Here is a 14,650-nt window from a genome sequence, read left to right on the forward strand (position 1 = left end):
CGTCGGCCCCGCGACACCCGCCGAGCCCGCAACCGGCATCATCCCGGCTCCACCGGGATGCGGGCGCGGACGCGGTACCCGCCGCCGAGCCGGCGCCGGGCGTCGAGGTCCCCGCCGTAGACAGTTACCCGCTGCCGTAGCCCGAGCAGCCCCACGGCCCGCGCCGTCACCGCCGCCGGTAGCCCGCGCACCGGTCCCGTCGCCGGTCAGCACGCTCGGGCCGGTGTTGAGCACCTCGATGCGTAGGGAGCGCTCCGCGTAGCGGATAGTCACCTCGGCCTTCCCGCCGGCACCGTGCTTCAGTGCGTTGGTCAGGGCCTCCTGGACGATGCGGTAGGCGGTGACGTCGATCCCGGTCGGCAGCGGTCGCGGTTCGCCCGAGATGCGCACGTCCACCGGCAGGCCGGCGAACGAGATGCGGTCGATGAGCGGGCTGAGCCGGCTCAGGCTGGGCTGCGGCGCGAGGCCGCTTTGGTCGTCGCCCCGCTCGTCGTCGCCGTCCGCGGCCGGTGCCAGCAATCCGAGAAGATGCCGCAGCTCGGTCATGGTGTCCCGGCCGGCGGACTCGACCGCCGACAGTGCCGCCGCGGCCTCCTCCGGCATGCTCGCGAGCACCTCGCGCGCCGCCGCCGCCTGGACGATCATGAGACTGACGTTGTGGCTGACGATGTCGTGCAGCTCACGGGCGATCCGGGCCCGCTCGGCGTCGACGGCTGTCCGGGCCGCGCTCTCCCGCTCGCGTTCGAGCAGCCAGCCCCGCTCCTCTAGCGCGCGGTGGTGCCGGCGGCGCGCCCACAGGAACGCCACGCCGAGCCACGCGGCGACCGCGCAGGCCACCGTGAGAGCGCCGCCGAGCCACACCGTCCCCGATTGCACAACCACCACCTTCGCAGCTTCGCCCCGTCGCGGCATCATCCCCGGTGTCCAGCCGCGTACATCCCCGGGATGACGCTGCCGCCGGGTTGCATCCGTGGGCCGATGCTTTGCCGGTACCGGCCCGCATAGCTTGCTGCCATGACCATTGACACCTGCGTCGTACGGCTGGATGGCGTGCGCAAGGAGTATGGCGAGACGATCGCGCTGGACGGCGTGTCGCTGGAAATCCGCACCGGCGAGGCGGTCGCGGTGATGGGACCGTCCGGCTGCGGCAAGTCCACCCTGCTGAACATGATCGCCGGGCTGGACCGGCCGACGTCCGGGTCGGTGCACGTCCACGGGGAGGAGTTGGGGCGGCTCAACGAGACCAGGCTGGCCCTGTTTCGCCGGCACCGCATCGGCATGATCTTCCAGTTCTTCAACCTGCTCGATGACCTGCCGGCGCTGGACAATGTGGCGCTCGCGGCGCAGCTGACCGGTACCGCCGCCGGGCCGGCGCGCAGGCGGGCGCTGGAGCTACTCGACGAGCTGGGCATCGCGGACCGGCGCAACGTGTACCCGGCGGCGTTGAGCGGTGGCGAGCGGCAGCGGGTCGCCGTGGCGCGGGCGCTGATGAACCGCCCGGCGCTGCTGCTCGCGGACGAGCCGACCGGCGCGCTGGACAGCCGCGCCGGCGAGCAGGTGATGGACCTGCTACTGGATCTCAACCAGATCGGGCAGACGCTGCTGATCGTCACGCACGACGAACGGCTCGCCACCCGGTGCGCGAGCCGTCTTGTCGAGCTCGCTGACGGCCGGATCGCCAACGAGCGCACCCTGGACCGGGTATGAGCGCCGTGTGGCGGGCGGCCCAAGCCGCGGTACGGCGGCGCCGGCTGCAGACGTTCGTCATCGGCTTGGTCGTGCTGCTGTCGACCACGACCATGGTGGTCGCGCTGGTGCTGCTGGAGGCGTCCTCGGCGCCCTTCGACCGTGCCTTCGCCGCCCAGCGGGGCGCGCACGCGATCGCGGTGTTCGACCCGGCCAAGGTCACCGACGCGGAGCTCGCCGGCCGGCGTACCGGCGTGGCGGCGGCAGCGGGCCCGTTCGGGCAGGTGACGCTCGACCTCGGCGCGGGCGGCGGGCCCGGTCCGCGCGGGCCGCTCACCGTCGTGGGGCGCGCCGACCCGGGTGGCCAGGTTGACCGGCTCGACCTCTGGCAGGGGCGCTGGCCGACCGGACCCGGCGAAGTGGTGCTCAACCAGCCGCCGATGGACGGCGCCGGCCCGCCGGGCGGCCTGCCCACCGAGGTCACGCTCGGCGGCAAGACGTTCGCGGTGGTCGGCCGGGCGTACAGCCTCGGCCAGACCGCGGACGCCTGGGTCACGCCGGAGCAGGTGGTCGCGCTGAAGCCGGCGGCGGTGCAGATGCTCTACCGGTTCACCGGGGACGTGTCGACGAAGGCCGCAGTCGAGGCGGACCTCGCCGCCATCACGAGCGGGCTGGCTCCCGCCGCATTGATCGCCGCCCAGCCGTACCTCGTCGTCAAGGACAAGGTGGCGTCGGACATCGGCGTGTACGTGCCGCTGCTCGCCACGTTCGGCGTGCTCGGGCTCGTCGTCGCGATCGTCATCGTGGGCAACGTGGTCAGCGGCGCGGTGGTCTCCGGGTTCCGGCACATCGGGGTGCTCAAGGCGCTCGGGTTCACGCCGCGGCAGGTGGTGGCGGTGTACCTCGTCATGGTGTCGGTGCCCGCCGTCGTGGGCTGCGTCCTCGGTACCGTGGCCGGCGTCCTCGCCGCTCAACCGCTGCTCAGCGAGGGGTTCGAGGGGCTCGGGCTCGGTGGCGGCATCGGCGCCGGCCCATGGGTGTGGGCGGCCGCGCTGCTGGGCGTGCCGCTCCTGGTCGCCGTGACCGCGCTGGTGCCGGCGATGCGGGCGCGGGGGCTGTCGGCGGCTGGGGCGATCAGCGCGGGCAGCGCACCCCGGACCGGTCGCGGCCTGCGGGTGCAGCGCCGCCTGGCCGGTGCCCGGTTGCCCCGATCGGTCAGCCTCGGGCTGGGGCTGCCGTTCGCGCGGCCGGGCCGGACCGCCTTCACGGTCGCGGCCGTCCTGCTGGGCGTGACCACGGTGACGTTCGCGACCGGGCTGGCCGACACATTGACCCGGATCTCCGCCATCGAGGACAGGGCGTCCGGGCAGATCGGCGTCCGGCCGTCTGACGGCCGAAGCCGGGTCGCCCCCGAGGGTCAGCCGCCCGACCCGGGTGCGGTGCCGTCGACGACCAACCGGACCGACGCGCAGGTGGAGGAGCTGCTGCGCGGCCTGCCGGACGTGGCGCGCGTGACGGCCATGCTGGGGATGCCGGTACCTGCGCTGGGGCAGACGCAGCCGCTGCCGGTGAACTTCGTGCGCGGCGACTCCTCATCGATGGGCTACGAGGACGAGCTCACCGCGGGCCGCTGGGTGAGGCGGACGGACGAGACGGTGGTGCCGTCGGAGGTACTGCGCGAGCGGGGGCTGGCGGTCGGCGAGCGGGTCACCCTGGAGCTCGACGGGCGGCGGATGGTGCTGACGATCGTGGGCGAGACGATGGACGGCGCCCCCGGTCCACCCGCCGCCTTCGTCGACTGGCGGATCCTGACCGAGCTGGCCCCGGACCGCGTCGTCCAGCCGTGGGAGGTTTACTACCAGGTCCAGCTGGTACGGGGCGGCGACGTCGCGTCGTACGTCGCAGCGGTCAAGGCCGCCGACCCGGGGATCGACGCCTGGGACACCTCGCAGCTAAGCGACTTCGCGGTGACCGTCATCAGTTTCTCGGCGATGCTAGCGCTGCTGCTGTCCATGGTCGCGGCGCTAGGTGTCTTCAACACGGTCGTGCTCAACGTCCACGAGCGCCGCCGCGACCTCGGCATGCTGAAGTCGATCGGGATGACCCCGCGCCAGGTGGTGACGATGGTGCTGACCTCCATGGCGCTGCTCGGCGCGGCCGGCGGGGTGCTCGGCATCCCGCTGGGGATCGTTGCGCACCGGTCCATCGTCCCGCTCACCGCCGATGCGGCCAAAGTCGCCATCCCGGCCATCGTCCTGGACGTGTGGCACGCGCCGACACTGATCCTGTTGGCCATCGCCGGTGTCCTGATCGCGCTCGTCGGCGCACTGGTCCCGGCCCGCCGCGCGGCCCGCCTGAGGATCGCCGAGGTGCTCCACAACGAGTGAGCCGTCCGCTAGCGGGTGGGGTCGCCCCGTGACCCCACCCCAGGCAGAGTTGAGCGGGTAGTTGCACAGCAGCCAGCCGCCATCCACGTCGGCTAGGGCGTCAGCGATGGCCTTCGTGGTCAGCTGATCCGGGACAAGGTGCCCAGCCTGCATATACCGGTTCATCTGTTCGCCTAAGGGCGTCCGCAGTTGCACGTGCTCGCGGCAGACATTGCCCGGGCCTGCGTGCTCCCATGTGCGAGTGGCCGGCGAAGGGCAACGCTACAGCACGCGTGAAGCATCAGGTGGGACGCATGCGTGAAGCATCAGCCGGGGCACGACATGGTCCCGACGTGTGTGTGATCCGACAACAGGTCCGCGACACATGTCCGCCAACTGATGTGCGACAGATCCAGCGGTCTAGGGGCGGCAGGTTGGCCGCCGGCGAAACGTCCGATGTGCGGATGTTCCGCCGTGCCGGCACTTCGCGGCGAAGGTCAGGGCTTTGACAGACTCACGGCATGGCTTCCCTGCATGAGACGTACGAGGGTGATGACTTCTACTGCGATGTGGCCCTGCCGAACATCGACAGCTTGGACGTGATCCACGAGACTCGCGGCGTGCTCGCCTATCACCACACCCGTCCGTTCTGGCAGACACACATCGTGGTGGTGCCGAAGCGACACGTTAAGTCTCTGACAACGCTAACAACGGCCGACGAGCCTCTGGTGCGAGAGTTCCTTGCCGTGGTGGCCATTGTCGCTGCCAAAATTGAGGACGAGCACGGGGCGGCCAGGGTGCTCACTAATCTCGGTGGGTACCAGGACTCGAAACACCTTCACGTGCACGTGAGCAGCGGGGAGAGCATTCGCTAGTCGACGGCTTCCCCTCATGCCGAAAGTCGCTTGCCGACGGCTGGCCGGTGGCGCTCGGGCGCGTTCCACATGGATCAGCGGTTGTGCCCAGTGGCTTAAGATCGCTATCTCGGCGTGGCAGGGAGGTGGTTGAAGTGGCCGGTGTGGTGCTGGTTCACGGCTTACATCACCGCCACGGATGTCCTTTATGCCGACTGCCCTGAGCACCTCGCTGGCTGGGCGGTTGGGCTGCTGCGCGCTCAAGCGTCTGGCGGCGGGCGGGGCGTCCCTGAGCATCACAGCTGGAAGCACAGACCCTCCACCTACGTCGTCTGCACACAAGATCGGGCAATCGACGCCGGCCTGCAACGGATGATGGCTGCGCGCTGCGACTCCATTCGCGAGTGGCAGTCAGGTCATTCACCGTTAATCGGACGACCCGAGCTGGTCATTGACCTTGTGGAGGAACTGCTCGACGCCTCCGACATCCCGGGCAGAGCCGGCGGGGCAATCACAACCATTCGTTGATGGCGGTGGGGGTGACATCCGCATCTGCCCGCAGGGCGAGTGGGTTTTTCCAGCGATCCGTCGATGGCTCGGAGAGGGCGGCAGCACCGCTTGATCAGCTGCAGGCTCACGCCGAGATCGGGGGGTATTCGTCCGGCTCGGCCACTGGGGCCGGGAGACCTTCGCCGACGGATTGTAAGGGTCGGCATGGTCGGTCGGTGAGGTCAGGCCGTCCCGGCGGGTATCCGAGGGCGCTGTCCGCTCGGTGGCCTGCGGCGTAGGTCGAACGTGTCTGGGTGCCGGGCGAACGCCCAGGTGCTAAAGGCGAAAGCCACCAGGCACAGCGCTGCCGGGACGAGGAAGCCGATCTGGTGTCCCAGCGTGGCAACGGACACCATGGCCACGAGACTTCCGTTGATGGTCGCCACGTTCTCATGACTGAGGTATATCGACGTGGCCATGCCGGCACGACCTGCCATCAACCGCTGGGCGAGGTCGATGCCGGCTATGACCGTGGCGGCGCCGAAAACCGCGTAGACGACCTGCAGCAGCATCAGCAGCCCAGGTGTGGTGACAACGACGAGGCCGCCGTAGTAGACCACGCTGGCGGCAGCGCCCACCAGGAACACTTTGCCGCGTCCCCAGCGCACGGCCGCAAACGCCATCGTCGGCATGAGGACCAGTTCGCACAGTGGCGGTAGCGCGAGCGCGAATCCAGTCAGTTGCAGCGGGCCGTGCAGGGACACGGTCATTAGGATCGGTAGCTGGGACAGCACCATGACGCGTCCGCTGGAGAACAGCACCATGACGACCACGAGGATCAGCAGTAGCCGTTGACCACCGGCTGTCCTCTCCCGGACACCGTGCCTGCCATCGTTGTTCTCATCCATGAGCGGCTGTGGTTCCGCGGTGGCGACGGCGCCGCGCCCGCGCAGCAGGTACCACGACAGCGCCAGACAGCCGAGGCAGACGACGGCCACGACCCGGAAGAGCGGACGCGCCCCGAGATAGGCCAGGCCGAGACCGCCGATGCCGAATCCGGTGAACGAACCGATGGACAAAACGATGCGCATCATGGCAATCACGGCGGTGGAGGTGGCGGTGCCGTCTCGGCGTTCGACGAGGTCACGCGCGTAAGCCATCAACTGCGCGTTGGGGACGCCAACCGCGCAGAAGAAGACGACCCCGACGGCGAGCATCGCCGGGTACGACCGCACGCTCGCCAATATCGCGTAGCCGATGCCCAGCCACGCAAGGCTCGCCGGAATGATCACTCGTCGGACGCCACCACGGTCGGAGACGTGGCCCGTTGCGAGCATCACCGCCATGCTGGCTAGCGCGACGACGACGAAATTGACCGTCACCATGGTGTCCGAGGCGCCCAGCTCGTCCCGGGCGAACAACGACAAAGCGCCGAGCGCCGCGAACGACGCCGTCGAGCTGACCAGCATCAGCATCATCAATGGCCGGTACGGCGCTGTGGCACGCCACGCAATCCCGAACCGGCCATTACCCCAGGCGCCCCGCCGAGCGTCGGTCTCCGCCACCACCAACACCTCCCGTCTGACGTCGGACCGGTGGCCACTGGCCACGTGACCTACCTACCCGCGGCGCTTCCAACGACGTGAGCGCAGCCTTCCAGAGTCGCCCCAGCATCAGGTCGCCGACAAGGTCCTGTCCGACGGCTGCGCCAGCACGGAGGCAGCCCGTTGGTGGAGCGCACCCTGCTACGCAAACATTCGATCCAGCCGCGAGTGGAGCTACTCCCTTCCTAAACCGCTTGCCGCTCCTAGCCTTGGCTCCTACCTGAATCCAACCCCATGAAGCAGCACGACGAGCCGAACCAGCAGCGGACTGCTGCAACCGAGGCGGTGGCTCAGTCTCCTACGTGGTAGCGCAGCCGGCCGCCTCGGTCGACGCCGGGCGTGGGCGGGGGCAGAGGCAGAACGGATGGCCTGCTGGGTCGGCCAAGACGCGGAAGCGCGCCAGATCTGGTTGCCCGGCCAACCTCGTCGCGCCCAGTTCGACGACCATCCGCTCCGCCTCCTCCAGGTCGTCGACGCGCAGGTGCAGGTGAAACTGCATGGACGAGGCAGGGTCGGGCCAGGCCGGCGGTTGGTGGCCCGGCGCCAACTGGAACGACAGGTGCAGTGACGCGTCCTGACCCGGCCCGATGGAGTACCAATCTGGGGAGGCGTACACGATCGGCCAGCCGGTGACCGCGCTGTAGAAGCCTGCCAGCGCGGCCGGATCGGGGCATTCCAGGGCGATGCCGCTGAGTTGGGCGATGCCTGCCACGCGGCAAGCCTAAGCGATTCGCGCTGCCGATCATGGCGCGAGACGGATCGAGCGCACCAGGACAACGGACGACGCGACGCACAGCACCCGGAGCCCGGTACAGCAGCGGGGTACAGCAACCGACCAGCCCGAACCGGGCCGACCGAGGCCGCGACGCGCCGCTGACCCGTACGCGCCCGCGTTGTCCGACCGGGTCACTCCAACACCATAGGTTCATGGCTACGGCGACGACCAGGCCGAGGCCGGAGGCAGCAACGAGGCAGCAAGCGCTTTGATCCAGGCGGGTACGAGGCGGCAGAGGACGCTTAGCGTCAGCCGCTCGACCGTGGTCGGCAACGATCGGCACGAGACGACGAGGTGTATCCGGCTCCCCCGACGGGGGTCATCCTCGCGGCGGAACACCCAGCCAGCAGCAGAGATAGCGCTGAACTGCCGAAACGGACCCGACGGTGGCAGGAGATGCGGAATGGTAGTTCCGCAGGGTGCCGTGCGGGGGTGTCGGGTGTTGACCAAGGAGATCATCCAGACGATCGGGACGCTTCTGGACCTCGCCGGAGTACTGGTTATCGCAGTGGGCGTCACTATCGCCACCGTCGTCTTCGCGCTGGGCTGGTGGCGGACCCGTCGGCTGGTCGACGTCTACCCGCCGTACCGGCAGGGCGTCGGGCGGGCCATCCTGCTCGGCCTTGAGTTCCTGGTCGGTGGCGACATCATCCGTTCGGTGGCGGTCTCACCCACCTTCAACAGCGTCGGTGTGCTGGCCCTGATCGTGCTGGTCCGGACCTTCCTCAGCCTCTCGCTGCAGGTGGAGCTCGGCGGACGCTGGCCCTGGCAGGGCAACGGACCGGTAAGTGGTCCGGACGTAAGCGCCCGCCCGGGACGGTGAGGTGACTCCGGGTGCACTTGTTGTACCCGACACGCAGGATCCCTGCCGTGGGCCTGGCGGAAGGGCTTCGTGCTTGAGTGCAGGTGGCGGCCGGTCCCGCCGGGCCATGCGGCCCCATGCCCCATTCCACCAGCGGCCGTGTCCACCCCCAGCACCCTAGTCGAACATGCGTTCGATCGGGCCGGCCGTCGGCCGTGTCGGGTCTCGGGACGTGCGTGACAGGTATGGGTAGACGATCTCCGCTTTGGCGATTGGCAGAAACCGCGACAAAGTTGCCGCAGGTGTGGACGAGCAGGGGCTGGTGGCGGGCGAACGGCTTGAGTCTCCATCAGGGGGAGGCGCGAGGGTGATGGCATGAACGGCGACACGCTCTACACGATCGGCGATCTGGCGCGGCGGACCGGGCTGACGGTCAAGACCATCCGGTTCTACTCCGACCGCGGGATCGTGCCGCCGACTGACCGCAGCCCGACCGGCTACCGCCTCTACGGGATCGAGGCCGTCGCACGCTTGGACCTCGTGCGGACGCTGCGCGACCTGGGATTGGACCTTGCCACGATCCGCAAGGTCGTGGACCGGGAGATCTCGCTCCAAGAGGTCGCCGCAGCGCACGCCGAAGCACTGGCGGTGCAGATCCGAATGCTGCGCCGACGGCGCGCGGTGTTGACGGCAGTGGCCAAGCGCGGGTCCACCCCTGAGGAGATGGATCTCATGCACAAGCTGGCTAAGCTCTCCGAGGATGAACGGCAGCGCCTGATCAGCGAATTTCTTGACGCTGCCTTCGGCGGCCTGGAAGCCAACCCTGAGTTCGCGGGGATCATGCGCTCGATGACGCCCGAGCTGCCCGACAACCCCGAGGCCGAGCAGGTCCAGGCGTGGGTCGAGCTGGCCGAACTGTCCCAGGACCCGGACTTTCGCGCCGGCATGCGGCGTGTGGCTGAGCAACACGCGGCCGACCGTGCCCATGGCAACACTTTGGGCGTGCGCCGTGATGCTGTCGCGATGGTCCGGGACCAGGTCGTGCCAGCCCTGGTGGCTGGCATCGACCCGGTGTCACCGCAGGCCGATCCTGTCGTCGCAGCGGTGATGGATCAGTACGCGCGCGATTGCGGTCGCCCCGACGACGTCGACCTTCGGCGCTGGTTGTTGGTCCGGCTGGAGTGTGCGAGCGACCCGCGCAGGGAGCGGTACCTGCAGCTGCTTTCTGTGATCAACGGCTGGCCGGCGACCGAAAGCCTGGGGCCGGTGTTCCACTGGACCATCCGGGCCTTGAGTGCCCGGACACCAACGTAGCGGCCGCCATGACCGTCGAGTTGCGGGTTGATGCAGTACCGCCGCCGCCGCCGCCCTGCTCCTGCGGACGTGGAGTGACGAGGACGTCGAACCGCTGACGGAGGTCTACCGCGACCCGGGTTCCCGCGCGATGGGCTGCCACTGTCACACCGAGTTACTACTCAGCCGGACGCCGGGCCGGACTCGACAGTCGGTCAGAGGCGCGCGGTCAGCGGCAGAAAAGTTCGTGTATGGTGACCGCTGTCAGCGATGAGGGGAGGTGAGCCCGGTGAGAACCCAATGTCACGTCTGGGCGCTCCACCCGGCCATCCCTGTCCGCTGACCTCGCGTCGGGGAGCGCCCTCCTAACCGGAGGAACAATGACCTTCTCCCCGTTTCGTATCGATGTATCGGACGAGGTACTCGACGACCTGCGGGCTCGGCTGGCCCGTACCCGCTTCACGGACCGTAGTGGCGATCGGCCGTGGCAGGCCGGCATGGACCCCGATTACCTGCGGCACCTGGTCTCCTACTGGGTCGATACGTTCGACTGGCGCGCTCGCGAAGCCGAACTCAACGCATTGCCCCATTTCCAGACCGAGATCGGCGGCCGGCGCATGCATTTCCTTCGCGTGCCAGGGGTGCGTCCGGCAGGCGCGCCCGCACGGCTGCCGCTGATCCTGAGCCACGGCTGGCCCAGCAGCTTCGTGGAGATGCTGCCGCTGGTCGATCGTCTGACCAACCCCGCCGAGTACGGGGGCGACCCCGCCGACGCGTTCGACGTGGTGGTGCCCTCGCTGCCAGGCTTCCTCTACTCGGAGCTGCCGAAGGGTCCGCTCACCCGCGCTACGATGGCGCAGACGCTGCACCTGTTGATGACGGACGTCCTTGGCTACCGGCGTTACGGCGCCTTCGGTGGCGATGTCGGCGGTGTCGTCACCGGTTGGCTGGGCGCGCTGTACCCCGAGCAGGTGGCCGGCATTCACATGATCCACCCACCGTTCCCGGCCAGCTTCGACTCCCATCCGCTTTCGCCCGCCGAGCAGGCGTATCTCGATGCCGAAGCGGCGTACGACGAGACGGACGGCGGCTACAGCGCCATCATGGGCACCCGGCCGGACACCATCGCCGCGGCACTGACCGACTCCCCAGCCGGACTGGCCGCCTGGCTCGTCGACAAGTACCGAGACTGGAGCGACAACCACGGGGACTTGGAAAGCCGGTTCGACCGGGACACCCTGCTCACGACCATCACCCTGTACTGGACCAGCGGCGCAATCGGCTCCTCGTTCCGGCAGTACTTCGACTTTGGTCACAACAGCCCACGACCCGCTATCACCGTGCCCGCCGCGTTCACGGTGAGCACCGAACCCTCGCAGGCCAACTTCCCCCGCGAGATCGCCGAACGCGCCTGCACCGACATCCGGCACTGGAGCGAGCCAGGTAGGGGCGGACACTTCATGCCGCTGGAGGAACCGGACCTGCTCGCCGGCGAACTGAGGCAGTTCTTCACGTCGCTCCGCCCGTACTGATCAGCAAGGGAGCCGGGTCACATCGGCCCGGCTCCCGCTGCCGGTCTCATACATCGGTCGAAAAGCCACCCACGAGTGCGTTCACTTCGACGCGCCTGCCAAACGCCGGTAACTCGCAAGGGAGTGAGGCGGCCGGGGAGCCGGCTTCATGCGAGTCGACGAGGACCAGGTCCAGGCCGTCGCCACGCCGTCAAGGGCGGACCAGCGATGACCAAGGAAGACCATCGACACCATGGGCTTACGCAGCTCAACGCGGGTTGACCAGCTTCGCCGAATAGGGCAACAGGCGGGTGACAGTTCAACGCCAAGTGGCACCTGTAGCGTCGCCTCATGCCAGACAATCTCCAAAAGGCGTTGATCGATAGCTTGTTGGCATGTCTGACCTTCCTGGAGCACAGTGACAGCGACGCGGTCGACCCCGACTCGGCAATGCGTGCGCTGGAGGATGTCGCGCCGCTACAGAACCTGTTCGACGCCGTTAGCAGGTCCCTGGTAGCCACGTTCCAGCAGGTGGCCGCCGAGGAAACAGACACAGGGTGGCGCGAGTTCATCCGCCTCCACCCCCGTGGCTTGGGCCTCGTGTCACCTAACGCTGAGTGACCACCTCGGAAAGGTAGCCCAATAATTCCCTGGGCCGTCTCGGGGCCGTCTGGGCCGTCGATGGCCGTCAGCAAGATCCTGGTCGAGGGTGTGATGGCGATCGAAGGCGTCGATTACGCCGGTGACGACCGAGCGGCGGCCGGTCCAGATCGATCGGCGTCACGGCAATCAGCGTGCATTCAGGTTGCGAGCGGAGCCTGTCGTTCAAACGACACCGTAGCGAGAGGTGACTCGTGATCGAGGGTGTTGACTACTCCGGGGACCGGCCGAGCGTTGCCGGGCTGGTCGCGGCCGGCAAGAAGTTCGTTGTCAGGTACGGCGGGCCCGGCGGAAGCTGGAAGCACATCGACGCCGCGGAAGCGAGCGCACTCATCAAGGCCGGGCTGTCCATCGTGGCCAACGCCGAAGGCGCAGCCGACGGATTGCTTGGCGGCCGGTCGGCCGGCATCGACTGGGCGCGTCAGGCCGACGCGCACTTCCGTGCGGTGGGCATGCCTGCCGACCGGCCGATCTACCTGTCGGTGGATTTCGACGTGACCTCGGGACAGTGGTCGGTGGTCGCCGACGCGCTGCGCGGCGCGGCCAGCGTCATCGGCGCCGGCCGGGTCGGGGTGTACGGCGGCCGGCGGGCGATCGAATGGGCCCGGCGTGACCGGGTCGCGGCGTGGTATTGGCAGACCTACGCATGGTCGGGTGGCGTGTGGGTGCCCGGCAACCATCTCGAGCAGTACCGCAATCACGTGGCCCTCGCCGGCGGCACCGTCGACCTGTGCCGCGCCAAGGCAGCTGACTACGGCCAATGGGGACAAGGAGACGACATGCCACTGACCAACGCGGACGCCGACCTCGTGGCCACCCGGCTACTCGGCCGGATACTCGGCAGCACCGGCCCGACCGTCGGCGTGGCGCTGCAGGACACCTACCGCGGCGTGAAGGAGCTGCAGGCGCGGCCCCTGGCCGACGTCGACGAGCAAGCTCTTGCGGAGGCGCTCGCCCCGCTGCTGCAGCCCGGGGTAACGGTCGAGCAGCTGCGCGAGGTGCTCGCCTCGGTGCGGCTCGTTCCGGGGGCCGGCTGATGGACCCAATGAAGGTCGCCACAGCGGTCGCCGTCATCGCCGCCAGCATCGCTCGTGTACGTCGTGCGCTTGAAGAAGATCGTGGCCGATCAGGTGCTCGACATCGACATGTTCAGTTGCCTGCGTCAGGGCCTGCGAGAGCTGGGCGAGCGCGACGACAAACACCAGGTCGAAGAAACAGCTCCAGGAAGTTCGCCCGCCGCGGCTCCCCGGGCCTTCTCAGCGGGCTGGCACCGCGTGTCGTCATCTTCCCGCCCGTCCTGCCGGCTTTGCCCGAGATTTGACCCGCGGAGACTTGGTGATGGTCGGGGAGCGATGGCCCAGGTTACGCGGGTAGTGGCCAGCCGGGCGTGGCCAGTAGGGCACCGTCGTCGCCGACGAGCAGGGCCTCGTACCCGGGTAGCGTGGCGAGCCATGTCACCGCCTGAGGTCCCTGGGCAGCCGCTGCGGTCGCGTACACGTCCGTCCAGGTCAGGGACGGGCCGGTGACGGTGACCGAGCGCAGGCCCCGAGCGGGGGCGCCGGTGTGCGGATCGACGATGTGCGCTCCGCGGTGTGCACTGCCCGAGGTCGCGACGGCTTCGTCGACGACCTCGATGGTGGTGAGGAGCTGATCGGGCTGTGCCGGATCCTCCACGCCCACGCGCCAGGATCCGCGTACCGTCATGTCCCCACCGGCATTCAGGTAGAACTCGTACCCCTCCATGTGCTCCGCGGCGCGCTCGACGGCCCAGCCCTTGACGAGGCCGGACGGGTCGAAGCGGGTGCCACCGCCGGGTTCGGGAAGATACGCGTTGAAGTAGCCGCCCGTACGCTGCCGCGCCTGCTCGCACAGGTCGAGTACGGCGTCGACCAACGGATCATGTACCGGCTCTCCCCGGTTCAGCGCGCTCAGCCGGCTGTCCGGGCGGTACGGGCTGAAGACGGCGTCCATCGCGCGCAGTTCGGCGAAGGCCCCGGCGACGGCGTTCGCCGCCGCCGGGGAGTCGGCACCGGGACCGCGCACATGCACGCTGACGGGCAGACCCATGATCTGCTCGACGAACGCCCGCCTGGTCACGGCTTGGCCTTGAACTGAGCGGAGTCCAGCGCGGCCTGGAGCGACTTCGTGTAGCCCTCGCTGGTCAGCGTCGCCCCGGACACCGCATCGACCTGCGCGTTCTGCGCGGCGAGCGCCTCCGCGCGCAGCTGCGGCACCGCATGCTTGTTGATCTCGCGGGAGCGGTTGTTCTCGTCCGGCACCGTCACCGGTGTGATGTCGGTGATCCGGCCGCCGCTGAGGTGGGCCTGCACCTGGACGGGCCCCCGCTTCGTCTGCACGACTGGACCGTCGGCGACGGTGGTGGAACCGGACCGTGTGACGGTGCCGCGTGACGCCTTGGGGTCCGCCGCCGCACCGGGGCCGGTCTCCACGGCCGGCGCGCTTGCGCCGCCAAAGGTCCCGGCCGAAGGCGAGCCGCCGAGTCCGGTCGACGTCCGGTAGCTGAAGAGAAGTACCACCACGGCGATCGTGGCGAGGAACCACATAGTGATCTTGCGCATGTCGTCCTCCTCAGGATTGTGAGTGCCCATG

At 68.9% G+C, this 14,650-nt stretch carries 14 protein-coding genes and 2 pseudogenes; 9 read left to right on the forward strand and 7 right to left on the reverse strand.

The genetic code is table 11. The features are described from left to right. Positions 1-38 precede the first annotated feature (38 nt). Positions 39-837, reverse strand: a pseudogene (locus GA0070624_RS10515) (sensor histidine kinase). Between the two features lie 177 nt (positions 838-1,014). Here GA0070624_RS10515 and GA0070624_RS10520 point away from each other — a divergent pair. Both GA0070624_RS10520 and GA0070624_RS10525 read left to right on the forward strand, forming a co-directional pair. Continuing rightward, positions 1,015-1,707 carry an ABC transporter ATP-binding protein gene (locus GA0070624_RS10520; RefSeq protein ID WP_091339600.1) on the forward strand — a complete coding sequence of 231 codons (693 nt, stop codon included), beginning with the start codon at positions 1,015-1,017 and terminating at the stop codon, positions 1,705-1,707. Continuing rightward, on the forward strand, positions 1,704-4,073 hold the full coding sequence (locus GA0070624_RS10525) for an ABC transporter permease (RefSeq protein ID WP_091339601.1): 2,370 nt from the start codon (positions 1,704-1,706) through the stop codon (positions 4,071-4,073). The genes GA0070624_RS10520 and GA0070624_RS10525 overlap by 4 nt, the downstream gene beginning before the upstream one ends. A 60-nt stretch (positions 4,074-4,133) precedes the next feature. On the opposite strand, the pseudogene GA0070624_RS36805 reads toward GA0070624_RS10525, so the two are convergent. After that, a pseudogene (locus GA0070624_RS36805) lies at positions 4,134-4,298 on the reverse strand (nucleoside monophosphate kinase); the annotation flags it as partial. A gap of 275 nt (positions 4,299-4,573) precedes the next feature. On the opposite strand from GA0070624_RS36805, the gene GA0070624_RS10535 reads away from it, so the two are divergent. Together GA0070624_RS10535 and GA0070624_RS10540 are read left to right on the forward strand one after the other, a co-directional pair. Further along, positions 4,574-4,927: an HIT domain-containing protein gene (locus tag GA0070624_RS10535; RefSeq protein WP_091339604.1), complete on the forward strand. Its 354-nt coding sequence runs from the start codon at positions 4,574-4,576 to the stop codon at positions 4,925-4,927. A gap of 129 nt (positions 4,928-5,056) precedes the next feature. Next, positions 5,057-5,434, forward strand: coding sequence for an alpha/beta hydrolase (locus tag GA0070624_RS10540; RefSeq protein WP_218105142.1), 378 nt, complete (start codon positions 5,057-5,059; stop codon positions 5,432-5,434). A gap of 203 nt (positions 5,435-5,637) precedes the next feature. Here GA0070624_RS10540 and GA0070624_RS10545 read toward each other — a convergent pair whose 3' ends face one another. Both GA0070624_RS10545 and GA0070624_RS10550 read right to left on the reverse strand, forming a co-directional pair. Then, positions 5,638-6,960, reverse strand: coding sequence for an MFS transporter (locus tag GA0070624_RS10545; protein ID WP_141714986.1), 1,323 nt, complete (start codon positions 6,958-6,960; stop codon positions 5,638-5,640). 337 nt (positions 6,961-7,297) lie between these two features. Then, complete coding sequence (locus GA0070624_RS10550; RefSeq protein WP_091339611.1) at positions 7,298-7,711, reverse strand: VOC family protein; 414 nt, start codon at positions 7,709-7,711, stop codon at positions 7,298-7,300. Between the two features lie 466 nt (positions 7,712-8,177). On the opposite strand from GA0070624_RS10550, the gene GA0070624_RS10555 reads away from it, so the two are divergent. From GA0070624_RS10555 to GA0070624_RS10575, 5 genes are all read left to right on the forward strand, one after another. Beyond that, a complete protein-coding gene (locus tag GA0070624_RS10555) occupies positions 8,178-8,597 on the forward strand; it encodes a DUF1622 domain-containing protein (RefSeq protein ID WP_245718738.1) in 420 nt (139 codons plus the stop codon). Between the two features lie 354 nt (positions 8,598-8,951). After that, positions 8,952-9,890, forward strand: coding sequence for a MerR family transcriptional regulator (locus GA0070624_RS10560; protein WP_091339615.1), 939 nt, complete (start codon positions 8,952-8,954; stop codon positions 9,888-9,890). A gap of 359 nt (positions 9,891-10,249) precedes the next feature. Then, positions 10,250-11,401: an epoxide hydrolase family protein gene (locus tag GA0070624_RS10565; protein ID WP_091339618.1), complete on the forward strand. Its 1,152-nt coding sequence runs from the start codon at positions 10,250-10,252 to the stop codon at positions 11,399-11,401. Between the two features lie 330 nt (positions 11,402-11,731). Then, the gene (locus tag GA0070624_RS10570; protein ID WP_091339622.1) at positions 11,732-12,001 is read left to right on the forward strand and encodes a hypothetical protein; all 270 of its coding nucleotides are present in this window, start codon (positions 11,732-11,734) and stop codon (positions 11,999-12,001) included. A gap of 233 nt (positions 12,002-12,234) precedes the next feature. Continuing rightward, a complete protein-coding gene (locus GA0070624_RS10575) occupies positions 12,235-13,077 on the forward strand; it encodes a DUF1906 domain-containing protein (RefSeq protein WP_091339626.1) in 843 nt (280 codons plus the stop codon). A gap of 33 nt (positions 13,078-13,110) precedes the next feature. Here GA0070624_RS10575 and GA0070624_RS36365 read toward each other — a convergent pair whose 3' ends face one another. The 3 genes from GA0070624_RS36365 to GA0070624_RS10585 form a co-directional block, all read right to left on the reverse strand. Beyond that, the gene (locus tag GA0070624_RS36365; RefSeq protein ID WP_281180961.1) at positions 13,111-13,242 is read right to left on the reverse strand and encodes a hypothetical protein; all 132 of its coding nucleotides are present in this window, start codon (positions 13,240-13,242) and stop codon (positions 13,111-13,113) included. 160 nt (positions 13,243-13,402) lie between these two features. After that, on the reverse strand, positions 13,403-14,137 hold the full coding sequence (locus tag GA0070624_RS10580) for an FAD:protein FMN transferase (protein ID WP_218105143.1): 735 nt from the start codon (positions 14,135-14,137) through the stop codon (positions 13,403-13,405). Then, positions 14,134-14,619 carry an FMN-binding protein gene (locus GA0070624_RS10585; protein WP_091339630.1) on the reverse strand — a complete coding sequence of 162 codons (486 nt, stop codon included), beginning with the start codon at positions 14,617-14,619 and terminating at the stop codon, positions 14,134-14,136. Before GA0070624_RS10585 ends, GA0070624_RS10580 begins: the two co-directional genes overlap by 4 nt. Positions 14,620-14,650: the final 31 nt, after the last annotated feature.

Origin of the sequence: Micromonospora rhizosphaerae (assembly GCF_900091465.1) — a bacterium.
GTDB lineage: Bacteria > Actinomycetota > Actinomycetes > Mycobacteriales > Micromonosporaceae > Micromonospora > Micromonospora rhizosphaerae.

Excerpts from the sequence above, each read along its gene's own strand:
- GA0070624_RS10555 (WP_245718738.1), top strand. The coding sequence starts at position 8,178 with ATGGTAGTTCCGCAGGGTGCCGTGCGGGGGTGTCGGGTGTTGACCAAG.
- GA0070624_RS10520 (WP_091339600.1), top strand. The coding sequence starts at position 1,015 with ATGACCATTGACACCTGCGTCGTACGGCTGGATGGCGTGCGCAAGGAG.
- GA0070624_RS10560 (WP_091339615.1), top strand. The coding sequence starts at position 8,952 with ATGAACGGCGACACGCTCTACACGATCGGCGATCTGGCGCGGCGGACC.
- GA0070624_RS10585 (WP_091339630.1), bottom strand. The coding sequence starts at position 14,619 with ATGCGCAAGATCACTATGTGGTTCCTCGCCACGATCGCCGTGGTGGTA.
- GA0070624_RS10525 (WP_091339601.1), top strand. The coding sequence starts at position 1,704 with ATGAGCGCCGTGTGGCGGGCGGCCCAAGCCGCGGTACGGCGGCGCCGG.
- GA0070624_RS10535 (WP_091339604.1), top strand. The coding sequence starts at position 4,574 with ATGGCTTCCCTGCATGAGACGTACGAGGGTGATGACTTCTACTGCGAT.
- GA0070624_RS10565 (WP_091339618.1), top strand. The coding sequence starts at position 10,250 with ATGACCTTCTCCCCGTTTCGTATCGATGTATCGGACGAGGTACTCGAC.
- GA0070624_RS10570 (WP_091339622.1), top strand. The coding sequence starts at position 11,732 with ATGCCAGACAATCTCCAAAAGGCGTTGATCGATAGCTTGTTGGCATGT.